The sequence below is a fragment of the Pseudomonas sp. Choline-02u-1 genome (assembly GCF_002836515.1).
GTDB lineage: Bacteria > Pseudomonadota > Gammaproteobacteria > Pseudomonadales > Pseudomonadaceae > Aquipseudomonas.
Map to the genome: position 1 here is coordinate 405,719 of NZ_PJBC01000013.1, position 20,523 is coordinate 426,241.

The window sequence follows — 20,523 nt, forward strand, 5'->3', positions numbered from 1 at the left end:
GGGCAGGCTTTATTTATTGTCGCGGATCGAGAAATTGGCCATGTGCTCAAGTCCCTTGATCAGCGCCGAGTGGTCCCAGTTGCTGCCACCGATGGCCGCGCAGGTGCTGAACACTTGCTGAGCGTTGGCGGTGTTGGGCAGGTTGATGTTCAGCTCCTTGGCGCCTTGCAGGGCCAGGTTCAGGTCCTTCTGGTGCAGGCTGATGCGGAAGCCCGGATCGAAGGTGCCTTTGATCATGCGCTCGCCGTGCACTTCAAGAATCTTCGAGGAGGCGAAACCGCCCATCAACGCTTCACGCACCTTGGCTGGATCGGCACCGTTTTTGGAGGCGAACAGCAGCGCTTCGGCAACGGCCTGGATGTTCAGCGCAACAATGATCTGATTCGCGACTTTGGCGGTCTGGCCGTCGCCATTGCCACCGACCAGGGTGATGTTCTTGCCCATGGCCTGGAACAGCGGCAGGGCGCGTTCGAAGGCATCGGCGTCGCCACCGACCATGATGCTCAGGGTCGCGGCTTTGGCGCCGACTTCGCCGCCGGACACTGGCGCGTCGAGGTATTGCGCGCCTTTTTCGTTGATTTTCGCGGCGAAGGCCTTGGTGGCGGTCGGCGAAATCGAGCTCATGTCGATGACCACTTTGCCTTTGCCGACACCGGCCGCGACGCCGTCGGCACGGAACAGCACGTCATCGACCTGCGGGGTATCCGGGACCATGACAATGATGAATTCAGCTTCCTGCGCGACTTCGCGCGGGTTGGCCAACGCGACGGCGCCAGCGGCGACCAGATCGGCCGGGGCTGCGTCGTGGTGCTGCGACAGGAACAGGCTGTGACCGGCTTTCTGCAGGTTCGCCGCCATTGGGTGGCCCATGATGCCGGTGCCGATGAATCCGATTTTAGCCATGAGAAAATCCTCTTGTTTTTGTCGTGCTCAAGCAAATTGGGGAACTGCTTTTTGTGGGAGCGAGCAAGCTCGCTCCCACAGGGGATCTGCATCAAATTGCGTTATGAGTTTTCAGCCAGCCGAGGCCCGCCTCGGTGGTGGTCAACGGCTTGTATTCGCAGCCGACCCAACCCTGATAACCGATGCGGTCGAGGTGTTCGAACAGGAAGCGGTAGTTGATCTCGCCAGTGCCCGGCTCGTTGCGCCCCGGGTTGTCCGCGAGCTGCACATGGTTGATCTCGCCCAGGTGCGATTGCAGGGTGCGGGCCAGATCGCCTTCCATGATTTGCATGTGATAGATGTCGTATTGCAGGAACAGATTGGCGCTGCCGACCTGTTCGCGAATCGACAGGGCCTGCGCCGTGTTGTTCAGGTAGAAACCGGGAATGTCGCGGGTGTTGATCGCTTCCATCACCAGTTTGATGCCCACCGCTTGCAGCTTGTCGGCGGCGTATTTGAGGTTGGCGACGAAGGTCTTTTCCACGGTGGCATCGTCAACGCCTTGCGGGCGGATACCGGCCAGGCAGTTGACCTGGGTGTTGCCCAGCACTTGTGCGTAGGCGATCGCCAGATCAACCCCGGCGCGGAATTCTTCAACCCGCTCCGGCAGGCACGCAATGCCACGCTCGCCCTTGGCCCAGTCACCGGCCGGCAGGTTGAACAGCACTTGGGTCAGACCGTTGGCTTCAAGCTTTGCCTTGATTTCGGCGGAGCTGAAGTCGTAAGGGAACAGGTATTCCACGCCACTGAAACCGGCCTTGGCGGCGGCGTCGAAACGGGCAAGGAAATCCTGTTCGGTGAACAGCATGGACAGGTTGGCTGCGAAACGCGGCATGGTGGTCTCCCGTAAATCTTGTGAGGTCTCCTGTGGGAGCGGGCTTGCTCGCGAAAGCGGTGGGGCAGTCGACATTGATGTCGGATGTGATATCGCCTTCGCGAGCAAGCCCGCTCCCACAGGGAGAGCGGTCAGCAGTTAATCAAGCAACGAAATCGCCGTCGGCGCGTCATTGCCGACCAGAGCCAGGTCTTCGAACTCGTTGACCGCGTTGATCTCGGTACCCATGGAGATGTTGGTCACACGCTCCAGAATGATCTCGACGATCACCGGCACCTTGAACTCTTCGATCATCTGCTCGGCCTTGCGCAGGGCAGGGGCGATTTCTGATGGTTCGAACACACGCAGCGCTTTACAGCCGAGGCCTTCGGCGACTGCGATGTGGTCTACCCCGTAACCGTTGAGTTCCGGCGCGTTGAGGTTATCGAAGGACAGCTGCACGCAGTAGTCCATTTCGAACCCGCGCTGGGCCTGACGGATCAGGCCCAGGTACGAGTTGTTCACCACGACGTGGATGTACGGCAGTTTGAACTGAGCGCCGACCGCCAGTTCTTCGATCATGAATTGGAAATCATAGTCCCCCGACAGGGCCACGACTTTGCGATTCGGATCGGCCTTCACCACGCCCAGCGCCGCCGGAATGGTCCAGCCCAACGGGCCGGCCTGGCCGCAGTTGATCCAGTGACGCGGCTTGTACACGTGCAGGAACTGCGCGCCGGCAATCTGCGACAGACCAATGGTGCTGACGTAGCAGGTGTCCTTGCCGAACACCTGGTTCATTTCTTCGTAAACGCGCTGCGGCTTGACCGGCACGTTGTCGAAGTGCGTCTTGCGATGCAGGCTGGCCTTGCGCTGCTGGCAATCCTGCAGCCAGGCGCTGCGGTTTTTCAGCTTGCCAGCGGCTTGCCATTCACGGGCCACTTCGATGAACACGGTCAGCGCTGCCGCAGCGTCGGAAACGATGCCCAGATCCGGCGTGAACACACGGCCGATCTGCGTGCCTTCGATGTCGACGTGAATGAACTTGCGACCTTCGGTGTACACGTCAACCGAACCGGTGTGGCGGTTGGCCCAACGGTTACCAATGCCCAGCACCACGTCGGATTTGAGCATCGTCGCGTTGCCGTAACGGTGCGACGTCTGCAGACCGACCATGCCGACCATCAGCGGGTGATCGTCCGGGATAGTGCCCCAGCCCATCAGGGTCGGGATGACCGGGATGCCGGTCAGTTCGGCGAACTCGACCAGCAGATCGCTGGCATCGGCGTTGATGATGCCGCCACCGGCGACCAGCAACGGACGCTCGGCCTGATCCAGCAGCGCCAGAGCCTTCTCGACCTGCACGCGGGTCGCAGTCGGTTTGGCCAGTGGCAGCGGCTGGTAGGCGTCGATGTCGAATTCGATCTCGGCCATCTGCACGTCGAATGGCAGATCTATCAGCACCGGGCCTGGACGGCCGGAACGCATTTCGTAAAAAGCTTTCTGGAACGCGTAAGGCACCTGGCCCGGTTCCAGAACCGTGGTCGCCCACTTGGTGACTGGCTTGACGATGCTGGTGATGTCGACAGCCTGGAAGTCTTCCTTGTGCATACGGGCCCGGGGTGCCTGGCCGGTAATGCAGAGGATTGGAATCGAGTCGGCCGAGGCGCTGTAGAGCCCGGTGACCATGTCAGTACCGGCCGGGCCGGATGTACCGATGCACACGCCGATATTGCCGGCCTTGGTGCGGGTGTAGCCCTCGGCCATGTGCGAGGCGCCTTCAACGTGGCGAGCAAGGACGTGATCGATGCCACCGACCTTCTGCAAGGCGGAGTACAGCGGGTTGATCGCTGCGCCCGGGATGCCAAAAGCGGTATCGACCCCTTCACGGCGCATCACCAGAACGGCGGCTTCGATTGCTCTCATTTTGCTCATGGTTTTGTGCCTCTTTACGTTTTGTAATTGTATACAAGTGGCTTTGCGCAGAGTGTATTCACGGCGGACGGCGCAGGTCAATCCATTTTCTCAAGCGCCTGTTTCATTCGTCGCAAGCCCGTTGTGCTGTGGCTTTTCGTCGCATGTGGCGCTTTTCGAGAATTATTGTATACAAAAAAATAACTCATTGTGTTCTATTTGTGGCATCGGACTGCGGCACAGACGCGCAGTCCCACGACTTTCCCTATAACAAAATGAGGACGGCACCATGAGCGCTTTAACCTTGAAAGTCGCAGTCAACCTGGTCAGCGAAGCCATCAATGCAGGGCGCGGCATCAACGCCGCACCGCTGACCATCGCGGTGCTCGACACCGGCGGGCACCTGATCGCCCTGCAACGCGAAGACGGCGCCAGCCTGTTGCGCCCCGACATCGCCATCGGCAAAGCCTGGGGCGCCATCGCATTGGGCAAAGGCTCACGCCTGCTCGCCCAGGACGCCCAGCAACGCCCGGCCTTTTTTTCTTCGTTGAACAGCATGGGGCAGGGCAGCGTTGTGCCGGCGCCGGGTGGTGTGTTGATTCGCAATCAGGCGGGTGAAGTGCTGGGCGCGATCGGGATCAGTGGGGATTTGTCGGATGTGGATGAGCAAGTCGCGATCAGTGCGGTGGAGGCGCTGAAGTTACGCGCGGATGCGGGGGTAGCGGCCTGAGTGAGATAAATCACCACAACTGATGTGGTAATGATGACGAAGCGGGGCGGGGTCTATAGACTGCCGCCCCTCTCGTTTATGTATCAAGGAAGATTCGCGTGAAGACGCTATTTGCCCTCTCTCTGGCCACGGCCATGACCCTCTGTACTCCCGCCCTGCATGCGGCGCAGGCACCTGACGCCGACGAAATCGCGTTCAATGCGCTCAGCCCGGTGGTCTCTGCATTGATCAATGCAGACGATGCCCAGGAACTGATGGATCGTGCCGAAAAGCTCGAATCATCCGATACGTTGCAGGCCATTGCGGTGTATCTGGCCGCCACCCGTGAAGACCCCAAACAATTGCAGGCGCCTTATCAGGTCGCGGCGCTGTTTGCTCGGCGTGGTGATGACAAATTGGCCGAACGCTTTCTACGTGAAGCCGATGACCGCGGCCTGTGGTTCGGCCCGTTGATGGCCGGCGATGAAGACTTCGCCGATCTGCGCGAATCTGGCACCTATAAAAGCGTCCTGGCCAACGCTCAGGAGCGCTACAGCAAAATGGCCGTCGGCAAGGTTGGCGCGATCTCCGTGCTTGATCCGTCGGCCAGCATCCCCGTCCCCAAAGCCTGTCGGCCGGTGGTGGTCTGGCTCCACGGTTATGGCGTCAACGGCGAGCTTGATGAAGATTACCAACCGCTGGCCGACACCGGCGCAGTGATTCTGGGGATCAATGGCACAGAAATGATCAACGCGGTCGACAGCTTCCGTTGGATCGGCCCTGGCTTCGAAGGCACCCATCAAGCCGTGCAGAACGGGCTCAAAGCGTTGGAAGCCCAGCAATGCATCGACCGTAAACGCGTGTTCCTCATGGGCTTCTCGCAGGGCTCGCAACACGCCGGCGCTCTGTTGGCGCAGCACCCGGACGAATACGCCGGCGCGCTGCTGCTGTCACCCGGCGGCATGCAACCGACGCCCACCGAAAGCAAAGCGCGCGGCAAGCGTGTATTTGTCATCAACGGCAAAGAGGAAGGGCCACGCAATCAGCAGATGAGCGCCGATTTCCGTCAATTGTTCAGCGAAGGCAACGAAGTCAAATCCCGTGTCCATGAGGCTGGACACACCTTCCCCGACGACTGGAGCACTTCGCTGCCACAGGCACTGCGCTGGTTGATGGGGGAGGAGGCTTGAGCGCCAAGGGTCACTGCGAATGAGCAGGATATCCTTCTGATCATTGGCGCCTGATCGAAAGCCATCGCTGGCAGCTCCCGCAGGATTCTCTGTCGTATTGAGATGTTGTAACCAATACAAAGCCCTGTGGGAGCTGGCTTGCCAGCGATAGCGGTAAGTCTGTTCAGTCCGGCTCACACCCCTTCAACACCAACCGGATGATCGTCTGCGCTGCCGCTTCATAATCGGCTTCATCGAGCTTGTCTTTCCCGGTCACTGCAGAAATCTGCCAGTCGAAGTCGGCGTAAGTCTGGGTGGCGGCCCAAATGCTGAACATCAGGTGGTTGGGGTCGATCGGGGCGATCTGGCCGCGGTCGATCCAGCTCTGGATGCAGGCGATGTTGTGCTTGGCCTGGCTGTTGAGCTGCTCGACCAGGTCGGCGCTCAGATGCGGGGCGCCGTGCATGATCTCGCTGGCAAACACCTTGGACGCGTAGGGCAGGTCGCGGGAGATGCGGATCTTCGAGCGGATGTAGCCACTCAGCACCTCGCTCGGCACGCCGTCCGGGTTGAACGGGGTCGAGGCCTGAAGAATCGGCTCGATGATGCTTTCCAGCACCTCGCGATAGAGGTTTTCCTTGGATTTGAAGTAGTAGTAGACGTTGGGCTTGGGCAATCCCGCCTTGGCGGCGATGTCGCTGGTTTTGGTCGCCGCAAAGCCCTTGTCGGCAAACTCTTCGCTGGCGGCGCGCAGGATCAGTTCTTTGTTTCGCTCGCGGATTGTGCTCATAAACCCGGTGGTTCCTTGCCTGTTCTGGCGGTGGCGCATGGTAGCACCGGCCTTGAGCGGCGCTCAACAATGCAGCCTGTGGCTGGCGGTCGCGCTATGCTTGGCAACATTCATACACAGAAGGAAACAGGATTCATGGCAGGAAGCAGTTTGCTGGTGCTGATCGATGACATCGCCACCGTTCTGGATGACGTTGCATTGATGACGAAAATGGCCGCGAAGAAGACTGCCGGGGTGCTGGGTGATGATCTTGCGCTCAATGCCCAGCAGGTTTCGGGCGTGCGCGCCGAGCGGGAAATTCCCGTGGTCTGGGCGGTGGCCAAGGGCTCGTTCGTCAACAAACTGATCCTCGTGCCGTCGGCGCTGGCGATCAGCGCCTTCGTGCCATGGCTGGTAACGCCGCTGTTGATGGTCGGCGGTGCGTATCTGTGCTTCGAAGGTTTCGAGAAGCTTGCGCACAAGTTCTTGCACAGCAAAGAGGAAGACGCAGCCGGGCATGCGCAGTTGACCGAAGCCGTCGCCGATCCGGCCACCGATCTGGTGGCGTATGAAAAGGACAAGATCAAAGGCGCGATCCGCACCGACTTCATCCTCTCGGCGGAAATCATCGCCATCACCCTCGGCACCGTGGCCGACGCCTCGCTGACCCAGCAAGTGGTGGTCATGTCCGGCATCGCGATTGTCATGACCGTGGGCGTTTACGGTTTGGTGGCGGGTATTGTCAAACTCGACGATCTGGGTCTGTGGCTGACGCAGAAGCCCGGGCAGATGGCGAAAAGGATTGGCAGCGGCATTCTCAGCGCCGCGCCGTACATGATGAAAACCCTGTCGGTGGTCGGTACGGCGGCGATGTTCCTGGTTGGCGGCGGCATCCTTACCCATGGCGTGCCGGTGCTGCATCACTGGATCGAAGGCGTCGGCGCAGCGGCGGGCAGTGCCGGGTTCGCCGTGCCGATGCTGCTCAACGGTGTTGCGGGGATCATTGCCGGTGCGGTGGTGTTGGCGGTGGTGACTGTCGTGGGCAAGCTCTGGCGCGCAATCAGAAGCTGAACATGAAACCTGTGGGAGCGGGCTTGCTCGCGAATGCGGAACGCCAGTCGACATGGATATTGACTGATCCACCGTATTCGTGAGCAAGCCCGCTCCCACATTCTGATTTGTGTTGAGCCACAAAAAAGGGCCATTCGACGTGCATCGAATGGCCCTTTTTTGCACCCGCCGAGATTACTCGGCGATCTGCAACTTGCGCGCCTCGGTGTAGACGTACCGCACTTTCTCGTACTCGAACGGCGAGTTCATCTGGCCGTAACGGAAACTGGTCTGGTAGCGCTTGTCGATTGCACGCAAGGCCCAGACTTCCGGATGGTTGGAGCTGACTTCCGCGACATTGAGGAAGTTGATCGCGGTGTCGGCGGTGTAGTCCACGGCCAGACCCGCGGTGTCGCGGATGTTCGACGGGCCGAAGATCGGCAGTACGAAGTAGGCGCCGCCCGGTACGCCGTAGAAACCCAGGGTCTGACCGAAGTCTTCGTTCTGGCGTGGCAGGCCCATGGCGGTGGCCGGGTCCCACAGGCCGGCGATGCCGATCGTGGTGTTGAGCAACAGGCGCGCAGTGGTTTCCATCGAGCGCTGACCCTTGAACTGCAGCAGGCTGTTGACCAGATTCGGCACGTCGCCAATGTTGTTGAAGAAGTTGCTCACCCCGGTGCGCACAAAGCTTGGCGTGATATAGCGATATCCATCGACCACCGGCAGGAACACCCATTGGTCGAAGCGGTAATTGAAGTGGTAAACCCGGCGGTTCCACGATTCCAGCGGGTCATAAACGTTCAGCGCGTTGAGCGTCGAGCGCTCGAACTCGCGCTGGTCCAGGCCCGGGTTGAATTTGAGTTTGGTCAGCGGTTCCTTGAAGCCGTCGCTGTCGACCACTACCGGTGCATCGGCTTTGCTGTTGTCGGCCTGGGCCACGCCTGCACAGAGGAGCGCTGCAATCAGCAGGAGATATTTAGCCACGGAAGAACTCCAGCATGGCGTCGCTGTTGACGCGGTAGTTAAGGTTGCCGCAGTGGCCGCCCAGTGGGTAAACGGTCAGGCGATCACCGAAGGTTTTACGCAAAAAGCCCAAATCGCCAGGGCCGAGGATGACGTCGTCGGCGTTGTGCATCACGGCGATTTTCGGGCTGTCGTGCAGATAATCCTTGAGTGCATACAGGCTGACCTGATCGATCAGTTGCAGCAGGCTGCCGCCGTCGGTTCGCGCACGCCACATCGGAATAACCTGTTCGGTGATGTAGCAGTCGAAGTCGCATTGCAGCGCACGCTTGAGGAACGGCGTGAGGCTGGTGCCTTCGGTGATAGGGAATTTCGGCGGGGTGATCAGGCCACGACGGTTGACCAGGTCCGAGGTGTAGGCAATATCGGCCGCCGAGAAGCGGAACGACGTGCCGATGAGCATGGCCATCTGTTCGTTGGTCAGGTGCTGCTTGGACTGCTGGAAGTCATACAGCAGCGCATCGTTGAGGTCGATGTAACCTTTCTGCTGGAAGTAGCGGGTCAGCTTGGTCAGCACCAGTTCGTAGAATGTGGTGCTGCTGTTGATGCCCTTGACCTCGGTCTGCACCAGCTTGTCGAGGTTGGTCACCGAGGTATAGAGATTGACCGGCGGGTTGAGCAGCAGGACTTTCTTGAAGTTGAAGCTGCGGCGGGTCTCGTCCAGATGCGCGACGAACGCGGCATCGAGAGCGCCGAGGCTGTAACCGGTCAGGTAGTACTCGGTCACCGGCAGTTTCGGGTTTTGCGCGCGGACCGCCTGCATCACCCGGTACATGTCTTCGGCGTCTTCCTTGGTCACGCCCGGGGTGGCGAAACGCGAGGCGGCGCTGATGAAATCGAAGCTGGTCGGCGAAGACAGCTGCACGACGTGGTAGCCGGCTTTGTAATATAGCTTTTTCAGGTATTCGTTGAGCGTGCTGTCAAAGCGCGCGCCAGTGCCGGCGATCAGAAAGATCAGCGGCGCCGGTTTGTCCTGCGTGGCGATGCGATAGGTGAGCTTTTTGACTGCCCAGAAATTGTCCGGCAGCTGGAACTCGCGCTCCGGGCGCAGGGTGAGGCTGCGGTCCGTTTGATTGATGTCGTCGTCCAGCGGCAGCTCCGGACGCAGATCCGGTGGTGTCGTGGCGATCGTCGCCTCGAACGGGTTGGTCAGCGGGTAGCCATAGCTGGCGGCGTCGATATCCACCGCCAGCGCGGACGCACTCAAGATAAGGCCGCTGAACAGCGCGGCGAAGCGCAAGGAACGGAGCATGACTAGATCCCTTAGAGGAAGGTGCCGATTGAAGTTCGCAGGCTATGACCACCGGCCGTGCGCCAAAGTGCCATGGTGCGGCACCAAACAGGCGGAATTCGGGGTAATAGTAGCTGGACGATACACTTTGCACGGCCTCAATGAACAGTTAAGTGTTGTTAGCGCTTGCGTATGCAGGGCGGCAGATTAAGCTGGCGGCCGATTTCCGTAGATTGGAGTGCTTCATGTCCCGCCGCTTGCCTGTGATTGTGCTGCTCGTTTTGTTGCCGCTGTGGCTGGCCGCCAGTTATGCCGCGCGTTATGGCTTTATGGAAGACGGCCAGTGGGTCGGCATCTGCGTTGACGAGGCCAGCCGTTGGGAGTGCGTGGTGCGCTCGAACCTCGGATTGATGATCCATTTCAAGGTGCTGGGCTGGGCAGCGGTGGGCATGGCGCTGATCGGTTTTGTCGTGCCGGGGCGGGGAGGATGGTGGCTGGCGGTGCTGGCGGTGGTGTTCGGGATGCCGGCATTGGCGTTGTACAACACCACCTTGGCGGTGTTTGCGGTGGTGATTGCCGGGTTGCGCCTGGTCAGATCCTCACGCGGTGCGTGATTTGAGAGATCGCAGCCTTCGGCAGCACCTACAATGGCACGCCCTGCATCTGTAGGAACTGCCGAAGGCTGCGATCTTTTGATCTTGCTCTGGTCAGCCCTTGCGAACCCGCAGACAGCGCCACAATGCCACCACCATCAAGCCACTGACCAGCGCCCAACCCCAGGCCTGCTGATTCAGCAACCCTTCCTGATACAACTGCGGCGCAATCCCGGCACCGACGATAAACGCCAGCAAGGCGATCTCCCGACGCGGCACGCTCACCGGCCGGCACAGGTACACCAGTGCCGGCAGCACGAACGCCATGCTGGCGAAACTGCGATAGCGCGGATCGAAGACCATCTCCAGCACCATCACCGCAGCGGCAAAACCGGCCGCCGCGACCAGCCAGCCGGCGCGACGCTCGAGAAAATCGAATGCTCGCGCGCGCCAACCGATACGTGCACTCAACGTCAGCGCGGCATGCGCGAGTACCAACAGATTCAGCCCGGTCAGCAAGCCGACCCACAGCCATTCGCCAGCAAATCGCGTGGTCAGCCGCGCCAGATCAGCCCAGGCGCCAATTGAACAAGCAGCGACGGCACCGAGCAATGGCAGCAGCAGTGCCGAGCGCACGGTGCGAACGCGTCCACCTAGAATCAACGTACCGAGGAAAATCACAGCGCCAACCGCCAGCCATTCTTTCCAGTACGGCACGTTGCTCACCGGCCCGGCGAGCACGCCTTTGTCCTGCCGATCGGCATCGAACAGCCCCCAATAGCCGCCGACGGCGCCTTCACTGCCGCGCTTCCATGGCTGATCGAAGGCTTCGATGAGGTTGTAACGCCAGCCTTCCTGCTCGGCCATCGTCACAAACCCACGAATGAATTTCGCCTCGTTGACCCGGCTCGGCACGGCGGTTTCGCGCTGACGGCCTTCGCTCGGCCAGCCGGTTTCGCCGATCACCACGTCTTTGGGGGCGAATTTGTTGCCGAACACCTGGCGCACATCCGCCACATGCCGCAGCGCGACGTCGATGTTCGAGGGATCGTCTTCCCAGTACGGCAGCAAATGGATAGTGAGGAAATCCACGGCCGGGGCAATTTCCGGGTGCTTGAGCCAGAATTCCCAGACATCGGCGTAAGTTACCGGTTGCTTGACCTGGCTTTTGACCTTGTCGATCAGCCGGGCCAGTTGCGCGCCGGTAACCTCTTTGCGCAGCAGCGCCTCGTTGCCGACGATGACTGCCGTGACCACGTCGGGGTTGGCGTTGGCGGATTTGATCAGCAGTTCGACTTCCTGCTCGGTATCCACGGGGTTGCCGTTGACCCAGGCGCCGATCATCAACTTCAGACCGTGTTTGCGCGCAAGATCGGGCAGGGCGTCGAGGCCGGTCATCGAATAGGTGCGGATACATTCAAAGCGCGTTGCCAGTAGCGCAAGGTCGGCATCCATGCGCTCAGGGCGCAATTTGAACGGCACGTCGAACGGCGACTGGTCCTTGTCGAACGGCGTGTACGAGGCGCATTGCAGCTTGTGCGTCGGCGTCGCGGCGTCCGGCAGGATTACCGGTTGGCCGAGGCCATACCAGAAACCGCCAAGGGCCATGAGCCCGAGCAGGCAGGCGAACAGATAAGGCACAAAAGGAAATCGGTACGTCGCGGACATGATCAGGCCGAGTGGCTGCAAAGCGACGCATGTTACCTGCATTTATAGAAAGGCAGGTGGCCTGCAGGCGTTATACATGCAAAGTTCGGGCGGATTGTCTGGCGTCAATTAATCTCGCTTGATTAATGGCTTTCTGATGTCGTTTCTCGCTGCCTTGAGGTCGCTGACAGAGCAGGTCGCCGGCCGCTTGAGGTTGATGATCAAACTATCAGTACCCTTTTTGAAAAATCGGCTGATGTTCGAGTGTGTGAGGTCCGGCGTGATGGGGACGCTGTGCACCATAACAATACGTTGACGATGCCCGGCATCCGTCGGGCGCAGCATTTCGGGGAAGTAAACGATGAAGATGCGACGACTTTTAGGCGCAGGTGCCGCTCTGGCGCTTGCGATGAGTTCCACTTTCGCCAACGCTGAAAAACAGACCCTGAACATCGGTTACGTTGACGGCTGGTCCGACAGCGTCGCGACCACTCACGTTGCGGCCGAAGTGATCAAACAGAAACTCGGTTATGACGTGAAGCTGCAGGCCGTCGCCACCGGGATCATGTGGCAGGGCGTGGCCACCGGCAAACTCGATGCCATGCTCTCGGCCTGGCTGCCCGTGACCCACGGTGACTATTGGACGAAAAACAAGGATCAGGTCGTCGATTACGGCCCGAACTTCAAGGACGCGAAGATCGGCCTGATCGTACCCGAGTATGTCAAAGCCAAATCGATCGAAGACCTGAAGACTGACGACACCTTCAAAAACCGTATTGTCGGCATCGACGCCGGTTCAGGCGTGATGCTCAAGACCGATCAGGCGATCAAGGATTACGGCCTGGACAAGTACAGCCTCAAGGCCAGTTCCGGCGCCGGCATGATTGCCGAGCTGACCCGCGCCGAGAAGAAAAACGAATCCATCGCCGTCACCGGTTGGGTGCCGCACTGGATGTTCGCCAAATGGAAACTGCGCTTCCTCGACGACCCGAAAGGCGTGTATGGCCAGGCTGAAACGGTGAACAGCATCGGCAGCAAAGGCCTGGACGCCAAGGCGCCGGAAGTGGCCAAGTTCCTGAAAAACTTCCAGTGGGCGTCGAAAGACGAAATCGGCGAAGTCATGCTGGCGATTCAGGACGGCGCCAAGCCTGATGCAGCGGCCAAGGACTGGGTGGCCAAACACCCGGAACGTGTAGCTGACTGGACCAAATAACAGCTTCACCGCCTAACTCTGTGGGAGCGGGCTCGCTCGCGAAAGCGGTCTGTCAGTTGACTGATGCGTTGACTGATACGGCGCCTTCGCGAGCAAGCTCGCTCCCACAGTTGTTTTTGGGTGTCCGGTAAATGGCAAAAACATCATGGCCATCTACTACTAAGGTCGTCTGGAACCTCTCTCGCAGCCGCATACATTAGCTACGTTCCAACAATAATCTGTGCTGCGAGGATAAAAACAATGAACGACAGCATTTACCTCTCGATTCAAAACAGTCCCCGATTCAAGGAGCTGGTTCAGAAAAGGGAACGATTCGCCTGGATTCTCTCGGCAATCATGCTTGGGCTGTACTCCGCATTCATCCTGCTGATCGCCTACGGGCCGCATGTTCTCGGTGCGAAACTCAGTCCTGAATCTTCGATCACCTGGGGCATCCCGATCGGTGTTGGCCTGATCCTTTCGGCTTTCGTCCTGACCGGCATCTACGTGCGCCGCGCCAATGGCGAGTTCGACGACCTGAACAATGCGATTCTCAAGGAGGCTCAGCAATGATCCGGCGTCTACTTGCTGTATTGAGTGTTGCGGCTTTCGCACCAAGTGTCTGGGCGGCTGATGCGTTGACGGGGGAGGTGGCCAAACAGCCGCTGAACATCCCGGCGATCCTGATGTTCGTGGCCTTCGTCGGCGCGACGCTGTACATCACCTACTGGGCGTCGAAGAAAAACAATTCGGCTGCCGATTATTATGCGGCAGGCGGCAAGATCACCGGTTTCCAGAACGGCCTGGCAATTGCCGGTGACTACATGTCGGCGGCGTCCTTTCTGGGCATTTCCGCGCTGGTGTTCACCTCCGGCTACGATGGCCTGATCTACTCGATCGGCTTTCTGGTGGGCTGGCCGATCATTCTGTTCCTGATCGCCGAACGCCTGCGCAACCTGGGCAAATACACCTTTGCCGACGTGGCGTCCTACCGCCTCGGGCAAACCCAGATTCGCACCCTGTCGGCCTGCGGCTCGCTGGTGGTGGTGGCGTTCTATCTGATCGCGCAAATGGTCGGTGCTGGCAAGCTGATCCAGCTGCTGTTCGGTCTCGATTACCACGTTGCGGTGATTCTGGTCGGCGTGCTGATGTGCATGTACGTGCTGTTCGGCGGCATGCTCGCGACCACGTGGGTGCAGATTATCAAAGCGGTCTTGCTTCTTTCCGGCGCCTCATTCATGGCGCTGATGGTAATGAAGCACGTCGACTTCGACTTCAACACGCTGTTCTCCGAAGCGATCAAGGTGCACGCCAAGGGCGAAGCGATCATGAGCCCGGGTGGTCTGGTCAAGGATCCGATCTCGGCGTTCTCGCTGGGTCTGGCGCTGATGTTCGGCACCGCTGGCCTGCCGCATATTCTGATGCGCTTCTTCACCGTGAGTGACGCCAAGGAAGCGCGCAAGAGCGTGCTGTACGCTACCGGTTTCATTGGCTACTTCTACATCCTGACCTTCATCATCGGCTTCGGCGCGATCCTGCTGGTCAGCACCAACCCGGCCTTCAAAGATGCAGCGGGCGCCTTGCTCGGCGGCAACAACATGGCGGCGGTGCACCTGGCCAACGCGGTGGGCGGCAGCATCTTCCTTGGCTTCATCTCGGCAGTGGCGTTTGCAACCATTCTGGCTGTGGTAGCCGGTCTGACGCTGGCGGGTGCTTCGGCGGTGTCGCACGACCTGTACGCCAGTGTGATCAAGAAGGGCAAAGCCAACGAGAAGGATGAGATTCGCGTGTCGAAGATCACCACCATCGCCCTGGCGGTGCTGGCGATTGGTCTGGGCATTCTGTTCGAAAGCCAGAACATCGCGTTCATGGTCGGCCTGGCGTTCTCCATCGCGGCGAGCTGCAACTTCCCGGTACTGCTGCTTTCGATGTACTGGAAGAAGCTGACCACTCGCGGCGCGATGATTGGTGGCTGGCTGGGTCTGGTGAGTGCTGTTGGTCTGATGATCCTCGGCCCGACCATCTGGGTGCAGATTCTGCATCATGAGAAGGCGATCTTCCCTTACGAGTATCCAGCGCTGTTCTCGATGATCATTGCCTTTATCGGGATCTGGTTCTTCTCGATTACCGACAAGTCGGCGGCAGCGGACAATGAGCGGGCGCTGTTCTTCCCGCAGTTTGTGCGTTCGCAGACCGGATTGGGGGCGAGTGGGGCGGTTTCGCACTAAGAGATCAGATGTAAGCTTCTAGCTTCAAGCTGCAAGCTTGAAGAAAACGCCCTGGTTGAGAGATTGGGGCGTTTTTTTGTGGGCGGTTATCGGGTGGTTTTGGGTTTATATCCGTTGCTGCGGTAACGGCGGCTTAGGGTTTCGCCCTTACGGCGAGTCACCTTTTTCAGACGCCAAAAAGGTAACCCAAAAGGCTTGCTCCTACGTTCGGCCCTCGCAGGCTCGGGTTCCTTCGCTGCGGGATCGATCCAGGCGCAGCGGCTACGGTTTGCTTCGCTGCACCTCCTTCCGCTGTGTTCGACTTCGTCGAACGGTCGCTGCGCTCCCACGCCCGGATCAATCCCTCCACTCAGCCTTCCGACGTCGCCGGTGGATCAAGATCAAAAGCACTCGAGCTTGCGCTCATTGTTGAGTGGTGCGGCTTCGCCGCGGGCAGCTGCGCTGCCTTGCTTTTTGCTTTTTGTGGGAGCGAGCCTGCTCGCGAAGGCGGCCTGACAGCCGACCTGGTCTTGTAGCACGCGATCCGACTGTAGGAGCTGCCGAAGGCTGCGATCTTTTGATCTGGCTTTTGCTTTTGCTTTTGCTTTTGCTTCGGCTCTGGCTCTGGCTCTGGCTCTGGCTCTGGCTCTGGCTCTGGCTCTGGATTTTGCTTTTGCTGTTGCTTTTGATTCGGTTTTTGATCTCTTGCCCCTTCGGCAGGCTTCGTTACGGGATCGATCCGGGTGTGGGAGCGCAGCGACCGTACGACGCAGTCGTACACAGCGGAAGGAGGTGCAGCGAAGCAAACCGTAGCCGCTGCGCCCGGATCGGTCCCGTAACGAAGGAACCCCGAGCTTTAGCGAGCGGGCCGCACGCCGGGGCAAAGCCTTTTGCTTACTTTTCGGCGTTTGGAAAAGTGAGTCGCTGTAAGAGCGAACCCTTAAGAAGCCGTTACCGCAGCAACGGATATGCCCCCAGAATCCAAGAACCAGTCGGCCCGAAGGCCGCTGAGACCACAAACAAAAACGGCCTCTATATAAGAGGCCGTTCCTGACACACCACTAAACCATCACAAAAAGAAAAAACCTTATTTGCGATCTTCCAGCGAAGTAATGTCACGCGACTCATAACCCGTGTACAGCTGGCGTGGACGGCCAATCTTGTACGGGCTCGAGAGCATTTCCTTCCAGTGCGAAATCCAGCCCACAGTACGCGCTAGGGCGAAAATCACCGTGAACATGCTGGTTGGAATGCCGATCGCCTTGAGGATGATCCCCGAGTAGAAGTCGACGTTCGGGTACAGCGAGCGCTCGATGAAGTACGGGTCGGTCAACGCGATCTCTTCCAGGCGCATGGCCAGTTCGAGTTGCGGATCGTTGTTGATGCCCAGTTCCTTCAACACTTCGTCGCAGGTCTGCTTCATGACAGTCGCGCGAGGGTCGCGGTTCTTGTAGACGCGGTGACCGAAGCCCATCAACTTGAACGGATCGTTTTTGTCCTTGGCCTTGGCGATGAACTTGTCGATGTTCGATACATCGCCAATCTCGTCGAGCATGGTCAGTACGGCTTCGTTCGCACCTCCGTGAGCAGGGCCCCACAGCGCGGCGATACCCGCAGCGATACAGGCGAACGGGTTGGCACCCGAAGAGCCGGCCAGACGCACGGTGGAGGTCGAAGCATTCTGCTCGTGGTCGGCGTGGAGGATGAAGATCCGGTCCATGGCCTTGGCGAGTACCGGGCTGATCGGTTTGATCTCGCACGGGGTGTTGAACATCATGTGCAGGAAGTTTTCCGCGTACGTCAGGTCGTTGCGCGGGTACATCATGGGTTGGCCCATGGAGTACTTGTAAACCATCGCTGCCAGGGTCGGCATCTTCGCAACCAGACGGATCGCGGAAATTTCGCGATGCTGCGGGTTATTGATGTCCAGGGAGTCGTGGTAGAAGGCCGAGAGGGCGCCGACTACACCGCACATGACGGCCATCGGGTGGGCGTCGCGACGGAAACCGTTAAAGAAGGTTTTCAGCTGCTCGTGAACCATGGTGTGGTTTTTCACGGTGCTGACGAACTGGGCCTTCTGTTCTGCGGTCGGCAATTCGCCGTTGAGCAGCAGGTAGCAGGTTTCCAGGTAGTCCGACTTTTCAGCCAGCTGTTCGATCGGGTAGCCGCGGTGCAACAAAATGCCGTTGTCGCCGTCGATATAGGTAATTTTCGATTCGCACGAAGCGGTCGACATGAAACCCGGGTCGAAAGTGAAGCGGCCCGTGGCCGTCAGGCCCCGAACATCGATTACATCGGGACCAACGGTGCCGGTTAAAATGGGCAGCTCGACGGGGGCTGCGCCCTCGATGATCAACTGCGCTTTTTTGTCAGCCATGTGGCCTCCTATTTATGCTTGAACCATCAGACAGACCCCCCACGCAGGGCCCGCACCACTATAGTGAGATAAATTCGAATGTCAATTTGCCTAAAGTCTTGCTCCAGAAGGCTTTAAGCCGACTTTTTCCTCGAAATTGCCTGCCATTTACGCCTTTTATTCAACTTGTGCAATCCGCTATTGGGGGTAGGTGAACGCGTTGTCATTAGTAGCCTAACTGTCTATACTCGGCCACCGACCGCCAAGGGCTTTTGGGCTTGCTTTCATTGGGGGTCGCATCCCTGGGTGGTGGTTACCTGACCAGTGCACTCCCCAACAACTTTGCCCTGATTGTTAGGGGCTCTTCAGTGTGAAAAAAAAGCCGTGAAAAGCCAACGACCTGTAAACCTAGACCTAAGGACCATCAAACTCCCAGTCACTGCTTACACGTCCATTCTTCACCGTATCTCCGGTGTCATCCTCTTCGTGTGCCTTGCCATCATGCTTTACGCATTGGACAAGTCGCTGAGCTCCGAGGAAGGCTTCGGTCAGGTGAAAGCGTGTCTGACCAGTCCGCTAGCCAAGCTAGTGATTTGGGGCATCCTGTCCGCTCTGCTGTATCACCTGGTAGCCGGTGTGCGCCATTTGATCATGGACATGGGCATCGGTGAGACGCTGGAAGGCGGCAAACTGGGCTCGAAAATCGTTATCGCCGTTTCCGTGGTGGTAATCGTTCTGGCAGGAGTCTGGATATGGTAACTAACGTCACTAACCTGTCGCGTTCGGGCCTCTATGACTGGATGGCGCAACGTGTGTCTGCGGTCGTTCTCGCGGCTTACTTCATCTTTCTGATCGGATACATCGTGGCCAACCCTGGCCTCGAGTATGCCCAGTGGCATGAACTGTTCGCTCACAACGGAATGCGTATTTTCAGCCTGCTGGCCCTTGTTGCTCTGGGCGCTCACGCCTGGGTCGGCATGTGGACCATCGCGACCGACTACCTGACGCCAATGGCGTTCGGCAAGTCCGCAACGGCAATACGTTTCCTTTTCCAGGCAGTTTGCGGCGTTGCGATGTTCGCTTACTTCGTCTGGGGTGTGCAGATTCTCTGGGGTATCTGATTCATGGCTAACATTCCAACGATTTCTTTCGACGCCATCATTATCGGTGGTGGCGGTGCCGGCATGCGCGCTGCGCTGCAGCTGGCCCAGGGCGGCCACAAGACTGCGGTGATCACCAAGGTTTTCCCGACCCGTTCGCACACTGTGTCCGCACAGGGCGGCATCACTTGCGCTATTGCCTCCGCCGACCCGAACGATGACTGGCGCTGGCACATGTACGATACCGTCAAGGGTTCCGACTACATCGGTGACCAGGACGCTATCGAATACATGTGTCAGGAAGGCCCGGCTGCCGTGTTCGAGCTGGACCACATGGGTCTGCCGTTCTCGCGTACCGAGCAAGGCCGCATCTATCAGCGTCCGTTCGGTGGCCAGTCCAAGGACTACGGCAAGGGCGGTCAGGCTGCGCGTACTTGCGCCGCTTCCGACCGTACCGGTCATGCGCTGCTGCACACCCTTTATCAGGGCAACCTGAAAGCCGGCACCACGTTCCTCAACGAGTACTATGCTGTCGATCTGGTGAAAAACCAGGAAGGCGAGTTCGTCGGTGTGATCGCGATCTGCATCGAAACCGGTGAAACCTCCTACATTCGTGCAAAGGCCACCGTTCTGGCGACTGGCGGTGCAGGCCGTATCTACGCCTCCACCACCAACGCCCTGATCAACACCGGTGACGGTGTTGGCATGGCGCTGCGTGCCGGCGTGCCGGTGCAAGACATCGAAATGTGGCAGTTCCACCCGACTGGCATCGCCGGCGCCGGTGTACTGGTGACCGAAGGTTGCCGTGGTGAAGGTGGTTACCTGATCAACAAGCACGGCGAGCGTTTCATGGAGCGTTATGCTCCGAACGCGAAAGACCTTGCCGGTCGTGACGTGGTTGCCCGTTCGATGGTTAAGGAAATCATCGCCGGCAACGGTTGCGGCCCGAATGGCGACCACGTAATGCTCAAACTCGACCACCTGGGCGAGGAAGTGCTGCACAGCCGTCTGCCAGGCATCTGCGAGCTGTCGAAGACTTTCGCCCACGTTGACCCGGTGGTTGCGCCGGTTCCGGTTGTTCCGACCTGCCACTACATGATGGGCGGCGTTGCCACCAACATTCATGGCCAGGCGATCACCCAGAACGCCGAAGGTCAGGACCAGATCATCCCTGGCCTGTTCGCGGTAGGCGAAGTGGCTTGCGTATCGGTCCACGGTGCCAACCGTCTGGGCGGCAACTCGCTGCTCGACCTGGTGGTATTCGGTCGCGCTGCCGGTCTGCACCTGGAAAAGGCGTTGACCGACGGCATCGAATACGACGACGCTACCGAGTCCGACATCGAAGCTGCACTGTCGCGCCTGAATGCACTGAACAACCGTACCGACGGTGAAGACGTTGCCACTCTGCGTCGCGAGCTGCAAAGCTGCATGCAGAACTACTTCGGCGTATTCCGTACCGGCGAATACATGCAGAAAGGCATCGCTCAGCTTGCTGACCTGCGTGCCCGCATCGCCAACGTGAAAATCAACGACAAGTCGCAGGCGTTCAACACTGCACGAATCGAAGCGCTGGAGCTGCAAAACCTGCTGGAAGTGGCTGAAGCTACCGCCATCGCGGCCGAAGTACGTAAAGAGTCCCGCGGCGCGCACGCCCGTGAAGACTTCGAAGACCGTGACGACGAAAACTGGCTGTGCCACACCCTGTACTTCCCGGGTGACAAGCGCGTCACCAAGCGTGCCGTCAACTTCTCGCCGAAGACTGTTCCGACTTTCGAACCTAAAGTCCGGACTTATTAAGGGGTGACCG

At 59.1% G+C, this 20,523-nt stretch carries 19 protein-coding genes; 10 read left to right on the forward strand and 9 right to left on the reverse strand.

Features of this window, described 5'->3' with window-relative positions; genetic code table 11:
• Positions 1-9: 9 nt before the first annotated feature.
• The 3 genes from CXF97_RS12040 to gcl all read right to left on the reverse strand — a co-directional run bounded on the left by CXF97_RS12040 (position 10) and on the right by gcl (position 3,691).
• Positions 10-903 carry a 2-hydroxy-3-oxopropionate reductase gene (locus tag CXF97_RS12040; protein ID WP_101158674.1) on the reverse strand — a complete coding sequence of 298 codons (894 nt, stop codon included), beginning with the start codon at positions 901-903 and terminating at the stop codon, positions 10-12.
• 91 nt (positions 904-994) lie between these two features.
• The gene (hyi, locus tag CXF97_RS12045) at positions 995-1,777 is read right to left on the reverse strand and encodes a hydroxypyruvate isomerase (protein WP_101158675.1); all 783 of its coding nucleotides are present in this window, start codon (positions 1,775-1,777) and stop codon (positions 995-997) included.
• A gap of 138 nt (positions 1,778-1,915) precedes the next feature.
• On the reverse strand, positions 1,916-3,691 hold the full coding sequence (gene gcl, locus CXF97_RS12050) for a glyoxylate carboligase (RefSeq protein WP_042607573.1): 1,776 nt from the start codon (positions 3,689-3,691) through the stop codon (positions 1,916-1,918).
• 268 nt (positions 3,692-3,959) lie between these two features.
• Here gcl and CXF97_RS12055 point away from each other — a divergent pair, with 268 nt between their 5' ends.
• Complete coding sequence (locus CXF97_RS12055; protein WP_101158676.1) at positions 3,960-4,400, forward strand: heme-binding protein; 441 nt, start codon at positions 3,960-3,962, stop codon at positions 4,398-4,400.
• A gap of 98 nt (positions 4,401-4,498) precedes the next feature.
• Entirely contained in the window at positions 4,499-5,569 is a 1,071-nt protein-coding gene (locus tag CXF97_RS12060) for an alpha/beta hydrolase (protein ID WP_101158677.1), read from the forward strand.
• 163 nt (positions 5,570-5,732) lie between these two features.
• Here the strand turns inward: CXF97_RS12060 and CXF97_RS12065 are convergent, their stop codons facing one another.
• Positions 5,733-6,338 carry a TetR/AcrR family transcriptional regulator gene (locus CXF97_RS12065; protein WP_101158678.1) on the reverse strand — a complete coding sequence of 202 codons (606 nt, stop codon included), beginning with the start codon at positions 6,336-6,338 and terminating at the stop codon, positions 5,733-5,735.
• A 135-nt stretch (positions 6,339-6,473) separates the two neighbouring features.
• On the opposite strand from CXF97_RS12065, the gene CXF97_RS12070 reads away from it, so the two are divergent.
• Positions 6,474-7,388 (forward strand): DUF808 domain-containing protein, encoded by a 915-nt coding sequence (locus CXF97_RS12070; protein ID WP_101158679.1) that lies wholly within the window; start codon positions 6,474-6,476, stop codon positions 7,386-7,388.
• A 174-nt stretch (positions 7,389-7,562) separates the two neighbouring features.
• Here CXF97_RS12070 and CXF97_RS12075 read toward each other — a convergent pair whose 3' ends face one another.
• Positions 7,563-8,351 (reverse strand): VacJ family lipoprotein, encoded by a 789-nt coding sequence (locus tag CXF97_RS12075; RefSeq protein WP_101158680.1) that lies wholly within the window; start codon positions 8,349-8,351, stop codon positions 7,563-7,565.
• Entirely contained in the window at positions 8,344-9,642 is a 1,299-nt protein-coding gene (locus CXF97_RS12080; RefSeq protein ID WP_101158681.1) for a serine/threonine protein kinase, read from the reverse strand. Before CXF97_RS12080 ends, CXF97_RS12075 begins: the two co-directional genes overlap by 8 nt.
• Before the next feature lie 224 nt (positions 9,643-9,866).
• Between CXF97_RS12080 and CXF97_RS12085 the strand changes: the two genes are divergently transcribed.
• Positions 9,867-10,235, forward strand: a complete 369-nt coding sequence (locus tag CXF97_RS12085) for a hypothetical protein (protein WP_101158682.1) — start codon at positions 9,867-9,869, stop codon at positions 10,233-10,235.
• A 93-nt stretch (positions 10,236-10,328) separates the two neighbouring features.
• Here CXF97_RS12085 and CXF97_RS12090 read toward each other — a convergent pair whose 3' ends face one another.
• A complete protein-coding gene (locus CXF97_RS12090) occupies positions 10,329-11,924 on the reverse strand; it encodes a beta (1-6) glucans synthase (RefSeq protein ID WP_101158683.1) in 1,596 nt (531 codons plus the stop codon).
• 66 nt (positions 11,925-11,990) lie between these two features.
• A complete protein-coding gene (locus CXF97_RS28220) occupies positions 11,991-12,281 on the reverse strand; it encodes a hypothetical protein (protein ID WP_178081173.1) in 291 nt (96 codons plus the stop codon).
• Here CXF97_RS28220 and CXF97_RS12100 point away from each other — a divergent pair.
• The 3 genes from CXF97_RS12100 to CXF97_RS12110 all read left to right on the forward strand — a co-directional run bounded on the left by CXF97_RS12100 (position 12,223) and on the right by CXF97_RS12110 (position 15,281).
• Positions 12,223-13,074 carry a glycine betaine ABC transporter substrate-binding protein gene (locus CXF97_RS12100; protein ID WP_101158684.1) on the forward strand — a complete coding sequence of 284 codons (852 nt, stop codon included), beginning with the start codon at positions 12,223-12,225 and terminating at the stop codon, positions 13,072-13,074. The two genes, CXF97_RS28220 and CXF97_RS12100, sit on opposite strands and share 59 nt — an antisense overlap.
• A gap of 240 nt (positions 13,075-13,314) precedes the next feature.
• A complete protein-coding gene (locus tag CXF97_RS12105) occupies positions 13,315-13,626 on the forward strand; it encodes a DUF485 domain-containing protein (protein WP_042607582.1) in 312 nt (103 codons plus the stop codon).
• The gene (locus CXF97_RS12110) at positions 13,623-15,281 is read left to right on the forward strand and encodes a cation acetate symporter (protein WP_101158685.1); all 1,659 of its coding nucleotides are present in this window, start codon (positions 13,623-13,625) and stop codon (positions 15,279-15,281) included. Before CXF97_RS12105 ends, CXF97_RS12110 begins: the two co-directional genes overlap by 4 nt.
• A 1,066-nt stretch (positions 15,282-16,347) precedes the next feature.
• Here CXF97_RS12110 and gltA read toward each other — a convergent pair.
• Entirely contained in the window at positions 16,348-17,637 is a 1,290-nt protein-coding gene (gene gltA / locus CXF97_RS12115) for a citrate synthase (protein ID WP_101158686.1), read from the reverse strand.
• Positions 17,638-18,000: 363 nt separating this feature from the next.
• Between gltA and sdhC the strand changes: the two genes are divergently transcribed.
• From sdhC to sdhA, 3 genes are read left to right on the forward strand one after another with little or no spacing between them, the layout of a single operon-like run.
• Positions 18,001-18,375, forward strand: coding sequence for a succinate dehydrogenase, cytochrome b556 subunit (gene sdhC / locus CXF97_RS12120; RefSeq protein WP_016773673.1), 375 nt, complete (start codon positions 18,001-18,003; stop codon positions 18,373-18,375).
• Positions 18,369-18,737, forward strand: coding sequence for a succinate dehydrogenase, hydrophobic membrane anchor protein (gene sdhD / locus CXF97_RS12125; RefSeq protein ID WP_008049683.1), 369 nt, complete (start codon positions 18,369-18,371; stop codon positions 18,735-18,737). Before sdhC ends, sdhD begins: the two co-directional genes overlap by 7 nt.
• A gap of 3 nt (positions 18,738-18,740) precedes the next feature.
• The gene (sdhA, locus tag CXF97_RS12130) at positions 18,741-20,513 is read left to right on the forward strand and encodes a succinate dehydrogenase flavoprotein subunit (protein ID WP_042607585.1); all 1,773 of its coding nucleotides are present in this window, start codon (positions 18,741-18,743) and stop codon (positions 20,511-20,513) included.
• The last annotated feature ends 10 nt before the right edge of the window (positions 20,514-20,523 follow it).